We start from the raw sequence: 6,868 nt of genomic DNA, 5'->3' as shown, positions 1-6,868 counted from the left end.
AGGTAATATGAGGGTTTCTCCCTTCGGTCGATCAATTCATGCAATTCCTCAGTCCCCTTTCGGGGACAGCTCCCTTTACCAAAGGGAGCCTTGGAAATCGACTACTCATATATTTTATGATACTTTTTCGACAAGCTGAAGGCTGTCGCATAAGCGGCAGCCTTTTTGTTTTGACAGCATTGCAAGGGCGACCATCGACCGCCCGCTGTCGCAGGGAATGACATTTCCTATCCGACGTTTTCGTTATGGATAACGCCCGTCATCCTCGGGCGGTCAATGACCGCCCCTACGCAACGTTTAAAAATGACGCAGACACAGCAAAGATCAAAACAGAGCCGCATACGTCTGAAAAGCAGCGGTTATACCAATCCAAAAGCCGTCAGGCTTTCCGTAACTTCTTATTTCTTATTTCTTATTTCTTATTTCAACAAAGCCGTCAGGCTTTCCCTTCACCGTTCTCCGTTCACTGTTCTCCCTAAACGCACAAAGCGGCTGTGCGTGATGCACAGCCGCGATTTGGCTTATTGATGCTTTGAGAAAACGACGCGCCGTCCGGATTCTACGGGTTGTCCTTCTCCCTCAGCCACTGAGCGCGATCAGAGATTACAGCTCAGCGAAGTACTTGATGGTGCGGACCATCTGAGAGGTGTAGGAGTTCTCGTTGTCATACCAAGAAACAACCTGAACCTCATAGAGACCGTCGGCGATCTTCGCTACCATGGTCTGAGTAGCGTCGAACAGGGAGCCGTAACGCATACCGATAACGTCAGAAGAAACGATCGGATCCTCGTTGTAGCCGAAGCTGTCGGAAGCGGCAGCCTTCATAGCGGCATTGATGCCCTCTACGGTGACGTCGTCGCCCTTAACAACAGCGGTGAGGATGGTGGTGGAGCCGGTCGGAACGGGAACGCGCTGAGCGGAGCCGATGAGCTTGCCGTTGAGCTCGGGGATGACCAGACCGATCGCCTTAGCAGCACCGGTGGAGTTGGGAACGATGTTCGAAGCGCCGGCACGGGCTCTTCTCATGTCGCCCTTGCGGTGAGGACCGTCCAGGATCATCTGGTCGCCGGTGTAAGCGTGTACGGTGCACATGATACCGCTCTGGATCTCGGCATACTTGTTCAGTGTATCAGCCATGGGAGCCAGGCAGTTGGTGGTGCAGGAAGCAGCGGAGATGATCTGATCCTCAGCGGTCAGAGTACCCTCGTTAACGCTGAATACGATGGTCTTGAGGTCCTTGCCTGCGGGAGCAGAGATAACGACCTTCTTAGCGCCGGCGTTGATGTGCGCCATGGACTTCTCCTTGGAGCAGTAGAAACCGGTGCACTCGAGAACAACGTCTACGCCGATCTCGCCCCAAGGAAGCTTGGAAGCATCAGCCTCAGCATAGATGGTGATCTCCTTACCGTCAACGATGATGGAGTTCTCGCCTGCCTCAACAGTGTGCAGACCCTCGCCGATAACGCCGCAGTAGCCCTTCTGAGCGGTGTCATACTTCAGCAGGTTGGCGAGCATAGCGGGGTTGGTCAGGTCGTTGATAGCAACTACCTCGTAACCCTCGGCACCGAACATCTGACGGAAAGCCAGACGGCCGATACGACCAAAGCCGTTAATAGCAACTTTTACTGACATAATAATTCCTCCTAAGAATTAATATTAATGTATTTGTTACATCATTGTTATTTTACTACAAACAGAGCACGAAATCAAGGTGTAAATATGAAATATTTACTAAATATTCGGGAACAAATCATCAAAACGCACTCAAAGGCATCCCGCCTAACCTCTCAGCCGTAAGTACACGAGAGAAGCGAGAACCGTTCTTCAAAACATGTTATACAAATCGGGTGCGGGCAGAGCCCGCCCTCAACCATTCACCATTCACCATTCACCGTTCTCTGTTCTCCGTTCTCCGTTCTCCGTTCCTCATCCTCTGTAAAGCTTCTTTGTTTCGTACTTGGGCTCGGTGGTCAGGAGGATACCGAGCTTCTTCAGGGTGCGGGTGTCGGTCTCGGAGAGGATGACCGTCGCGTGCGCCTCGGTGTTCCTGAGCTTCGGGAGCTGCTCCATCGCGAGCCGCGCGGTCGGGTTGGTGACCGCGGAGATCGACAGCGCGATCAGGATCTCGTCGGTATGCAGGCGGGGATTCAGCGAGCCGAAACGGTCGACCTTGAGCTTCTGGATGGGCTCGATAACCGCGGCGTCGATGAGGTCGACGCTCTTCGGGATATTGCCGAGGTACTTCATCGCGTTAAGAAGCATCGCCGAGCAGGCGCCGAGCAGGTCGGAGGTCTTGCCGGTGATGATGGTGCCGTCCTCGAGCTCGATCGCGGCGGCGGGAGCGCCGGTCTCTTCCTCACGCCGGAGCGCGGGAGCGATCACAGCACGGTCGGCGGCGGTGAGCTTGTTCTGCTTCATCAAAAGTCCGATCTTGTACGTCTCGTCGGGCGAGCCGTTGCCCTTGGTCTGGTTGCACAGGGCGGTGTAATAGCGGCGGATGATCTCCTGGTTCGCGGCGGCGCAGGTAGCCTCGTCGTCGATGATGCAGTTGCCCGCCATGTTGACGCCCATATCGGTCGGCGACTTGTAGGGCGATTTACCGAGGATCGTCTCGAACATCGTATTCAGCACCGGGAAGATCTCGATATCGCGGTTATAGTTGACGGTCGTCTCGCCGTAAGCCTCGAGGTGGAAGGGGTCGATCATGTTCACGTCGTTGAGGTCGGCGGTCGCCGCCTCGTAGGCGACGTTGACGGGGTGCTTCAAGGGCAGGTTCCAGATCGGGAAGGTCTCGAATTTCGCGTAACCCGCCTTGATGCCGCGCTTGTTCTCATGATAGAGCTGCGACAGGCAAACAGCCATCTTGCCCGAGCCGGGACCCGGCGCAGTGATGACCACCAGACGGCGGGTGGTTTCGACATAGTCGTTCTTACCGTAGCCGTCCTCGCTGACGATCAGGTCGATATCCGAGGGGTAATTCGGGATCGAGTAGTGGTGATAGACCCTGATGCCGTTCTCGGTGAGCTTTTCCTCGAACTTCACCGCCGCGCTCTGGTCAGCGAAACGGGTCAGCACGACCGAGCCGACGTACAGCCCGCGGGAACGGAACACGTCGATCAGGCGCAAAACATCCAGATCGTAGGTGATGCCCAGGTCGCCGCGCACCTTGTTCTTCTCGATATCGTCGGCGTTGATGACCACGACGATCTCCGCGTCGTCCTTGAGCTGCATGAGCATCTGCAGCTTCGAGTCGGGCTTGAAGCCCGGGAGCACGCGGGAGGCGTGGTAATCGTCAAAGAGCTTGCCGCCGAACTCGAGATAGAGCTTGTCGCCGAACAGGGCGATGCGGTCGCGGATATGCCGGCTCTGCATATCCAAATACTTTTGGTTGTCAAATCCGATTTTCATATACCATTCCCCCATTTTAAAAAAATACACCGTTATTTTATCACAAAGAGAACGCGCTATAAATATGAAAAAGAAATTTGACGGATTTTTTGAGAGGTTAATCCGTAGGGTCGGTCATTGACCGCCCGCGAATGACGGGCGTTATCCGTGTTAAAAAACGCCGGGCGGGAGGGCTCGGCGTTTCAGCGATTTTACATCTTCTTCAGTTTCACGGCAAAGACAACAGAAGCGGCTGCGGTGAGTACGACCGCGTAGGCGATCACCACCCACAGGTCGGGGAAGATTGCCGCATAGCTGCCCGCGGCGGCAGCCTGAGCCGCCTTCACGGCATGGGAGAAGGGCAGGATGTTCGCGACGGTCTCGAACGCGCCGCCCACCATCGAGGTATCGAACCAGATATTGGAGAACCACGCGGAGAGGTTCGTCAGCAACGCGCCGCATACGCCGCCGACCGCCTTCTCGTTCAGCACGGTGCCGAACAGCAGTCCCAGCGCGATGAACACGACGGCGATCGGGAGGTTTACAACAACGGCAACGAGCAGATCGGCGCTCGCCTTCAGCCCCAGCGGGAGAGCGGCGAGATAGCAGATCAGGGTCTGTATAAGCGCCATCGGGAGCAGCGGCAGGGTGTAGCCGAGGATGAACTCGGCGGGTCTGAGCGGCGAGGTGAACAGGCGCAGCACAAAGCTCGTCGTCCTGTCCTTCGCGATCAGCATAGATGAGAACAACGACAGAAAGCTCAGTCCGAACACCGTGATGCCGGGAGCGAGATTCTGTATCTGAAAGTTCTGCGGGCCGTGACCGTCGGGGATCGCCCTGTTGATCGCCGACAGCAGCAGGAGCAGCACCAGCGGGAAGGCGACGCCGAAGATCACGGTCAGCGGATCGCGGGTGATCTCCTTCGTATTGCGTGAAGCAAAGGTAAGCGTTCTGTTCATGCTATCCCCTCCCCCGCGATGGTGATAAAGGCTTCTTCAAAGCTATCGGTACCCGCCTGCGCTTTCAGCTCATCGGCGGTACCCTCGGCGCACAGCTCGCCGTGAGCCATGATCCCGATGCGGTCGCAGAGGCTCTCCGCCTCCTCCAGATAATGGGTGGTCAGGATAACGGTCATCCTCCCCTTGAGGCTCTCGATAAGGCGCCACAGCTCTCTTCGGGCGAGGACGTCCAGCCCGAGCGTCGGCTCGTCGAGGAACAGCACCTGCGGCTCGGTGATCAGCGCCATCGCGATGCTCAGGCGGCGCTGCCAGCCGCCTGACAAGTTGCCTGCGCGCTTGTTTTGTATTTCTTCCAAGGAAAAGTCTTTGATCATCTGATCCGCCTTGGCGTGCGCCTCTTTTTTATCGCAGCCGTAGATGCGGGCGATGAATTCGAGGTTCTCGCGCACGCTCAGCTTGGCGGCGACGGCGGTCTCCTGCGGCGAAACGTTCATGATCGCCTTGACCTTCTCGGACTCGCTGACGACGCTGTGCCCCATGACGAGCGCGTCGCCCGAGGTCGGGCGCGTCAGACAGGACAGCATCTTGATGGTGGTGGACTTGCCTGCGCCGTTCACACCCAGCAGCCCGTAGAGCTCGCCCTCGCGGACGGTCAGCGCCGGCCCATTCACTGCCACCAGATCCTTATATTGCTTGATCAGATTTCGGGTTTTGATCGCTTCCATACCGATCCTCCTTCTGCGGTTTACAGCTCAATGATACGATAAAAGAGGCGATCTTTCTACCAACCGAACTTAACCGGAAGTGTAAAAAATCGTGGCACAAGCCTTATTCCGAGGAGGGCGCTGCAAAATGTCATCGCGAGGAATGACCGCAGCACTATCTCAAAAAAGCGCCGCCCTTTCGGACGGCGCTGTAACGCTTATTGTTTCTTGAACAGATTACCCAGCGATATCTTCGCCAGCGCGATACCTCCCTTGGCGGTATCTCCCATCACCATCAGGCGGTCGCCGTCGCGGATGCCGAACACCTCGCGGGCGTATTCGGGCAGGGTCACCCGACCGCCTTCTCCGACCTTGACCATGCCGAAGATATACTTACCGTCGGCAGATTTTTCATCATTCGCAACACCCTCCAGCGAGAGACTGACCAGCACATCCAGCGACATGTCATAGTACTCGGCGATCTCCCGCGCCTTCATCAGGTCGGGCGTGCTGTCGCCGCTCTCCCACTTCGCCACGCTCTGCCGCGATACGCCGAAGCGCTCGGCAAAGTCCTCCTGACTGAGGTTTTCGGTTTTACGAAGGAATCGGATGTTAGCACCTATCATTATATAACGCCTTTCGGGATGGACTCAAACATTATTCGGGAAGCACGACCTTGGGGCTGTTGGTGAAGGATTCGGCGTTGTTGACGCCGTTTCCGCCGAAGTCGGCGTTCGTAAGCTCGGGATCGTCGCAGAAGCTCTTGAACAGTCTGCCGCTGCCCTGCTTGAAGGTGATATCGGTGAAGGCGGGGCACTTATTGAAGGAGTTGCTGATACCGCTCGCCATCTGCTCGAAGGTGACGGTCTTGAGCGCGGGGCACTCGTTGAAGCTGGTGAAGATCTCGTGAACGTTCTCGGCGAAGGTCAGCGCGGTCATACCCGAGCCGTTGAAGCTGTTCTCTGACTTCTGAACGGCGCCGGTGACGGTGACGTCGGCGAGCGCCTTGTCGTTCAGGAACGAATCCTTCACGCCGTAGAGGTAGCCGGCGCTCTCTACCTTAGCGAGCTTCTCGCAGTCGCAGAAGGAGTCGACGATGTACTGCGCCTTTCTGCCGAAGCTGATCTCGGTGAGAGCGGTGTTCTTATTAAAGCTGTGATAAACCTCCTTGAAGGTCGCGGGCAGGGTCAGGGTCGCGACCGCGGAGCCGTCCTTGAAGCAGTTCTCCATGAACTGAACGCCCTCCTCGAGGGTCAGCGCGGTGACCTTATCGTTCGAAGCGTCCTCGCTGATGACAGCGATAACGTCAGCGTCGCCCGACTTGGCGGGGACGGTGAGCTCACCGGAAGCGTCCTTCGAGATCTGCGCGACCAAGAGCGCGTCGTCGAGAGAGCTGTTCGCCTTTAAGAAGTCATACTCGGTACCGCTCGCTTTGAGGTCGGCGATCTTGATGAAGGTCATGCCTTTACTGCCGGAGCCGCCGCATGCGGTGAACACCAGCGCAGAGAAAACGAGCGCGATAACCAGTAAAATTGCCATTGATCTTTTCATGTTAATGCCTCCTAAACATCATATTAAGTTAATCATAGCACAGTATGGCGAAAAAATCCAGTATTACCGTTTGTTTTTTTGTGTAAAAAAGTTCAGGCGTATTTTTGTTGATTCCGATCATACGGGATGGCGCCGCAAGTTATCCGTTAATTGTTAAAAAAATAACAATATGCCTAATAACACTAAAAAAGCTCCGTTTTCTTTGTCGCAAATGCAAATTGAATCCCTAAAATGCATATGCTATACTTAATATAATATCGGTTGAAA

The 6,868-nt window shown here is 55.7% G+C and carries 6 protein-coding genes; all 6 read right to left on the bottom strand.

Annotated elements, in window-relative coordinates; genetic code table 11:
- Positions 1-603: 603 nt before the first annotated feature.
- Complete coding sequence (gene gap / locus R2I50_RS06620; protein ID WP_201427700.1) at positions 604-1,632, bottom strand: type I glyceraldehyde-3-phosphate dehydrogenase; 1,029 nt, start codon at positions 1,630-1,632, stop codon at positions 604-606.
- Between the two features lie 294 nt (positions 1,633-1,926).
- Positions 1,927-3,408 (bottom strand): DUF1846 domain-containing protein, encoded by a 1,482-nt coding sequence (locus tag R2I50_RS06615; RefSeq protein WP_316608370.1) that lies wholly within the window; start codon positions 3,406-3,408, stop codon positions 1,927-1,929.
- A 191-nt stretch (positions 3,409-3,599) separates the two neighbouring features.
- The gene (locus tag R2I50_RS06610) at positions 3,600-4,346 is read right to left on the bottom strand and encodes an ABC transporter permease (protein ID WP_316608369.1); all 747 of its coding nucleotides are present in this window, start codon (positions 4,344-4,346) and stop codon (positions 3,600-3,602) included.
- Positions 4,343-5,071, bottom strand: coding sequence for an ABC transporter ATP-binding protein (locus tag R2I50_RS06605; RefSeq protein WP_316608368.1), 729 nt, complete (start codon positions 5,069-5,071; stop codon positions 4,343-4,345). Before R2I50_RS06605 ends, R2I50_RS06610 begins: the two co-directional genes overlap by 4 nt.
- A 197-nt stretch (positions 5,072-5,268) precedes the next feature.
- Entirely contained in the window at positions 5,269-5,676 is a 408-nt protein-coding gene (locus R2I50_RS06600) for a helix-turn-helix domain-containing protein (protein WP_316608367.1), read from the bottom strand.
- 31 nt (positions 5,677-5,707) lie between these two features.
- Positions 5,708-6,601 (bottom strand): leucine-rich repeat protein, encoded by an 894-nt coding sequence (locus tag R2I50_RS06595; protein ID WP_316608366.1) that lies wholly within the window; start codon positions 6,599-6,601, stop codon positions 5,708-5,710.
- Positions 6,602-6,868 lie beyond the last annotated feature (267 nt).

It is taken from the genome of uncultured Ruminococcus sp. (assembly GCA_902785355.1).
Lineage (GTDB): Bacteria > Bacillota > Clostridia > Oscillospirales > Acutalibacteraceae > Ruminococcoides.
This window is presented reverse-complemented; position numbering and strand designations above follow the sequence as displayed.

What these genes read in the sequence shown, in the direction of transcription:
- gap (WP_201427700.1), bottom strand. Translation starts at nt 1,632, where the DNA reads ATGTCAGTAAAAGTTGCTATTAACGGCTTTGGTCGTATCGGCCGTCTG.
- R2I50_RS06615 (WP_316608370.1), bottom strand. Translation starts at nt 3,408, where the DNA reads ATGAAAATCGGATTTGACAACCAAAAGTATTTGGATATGCAGAGCCGG.
- R2I50_RS06610 (WP_316608369.1), bottom strand. Translation starts at nt 4,346, where the DNA reads ATGAACAGAACGCTTACCTTTGCTTCACGCAATACGAAGGAGATCACC.
- R2I50_RS06605 (WP_316608368.1), bottom strand. Translation starts at nt 5,071, where the DNA reads ATGGAAGCGATCAAAACCCGAAATCTGATCAAGCAATATAAGGATCTG.
- R2I50_RS06600 (WP_316608367.1), bottom strand. Translation starts at nt 5,676, where the DNA reads ATGATAGGTGCTAACATCCGATTCCTTCGTAAAACCGAAAACCTCAGT.
- R2I50_RS06595 (WP_316608366.1), bottom strand. Translation starts at nt 6,601, where the DNA reads ATGAAAAGATCAATGGCAATTTTACTGGTTATCGCGCTCGTTTTCTCT.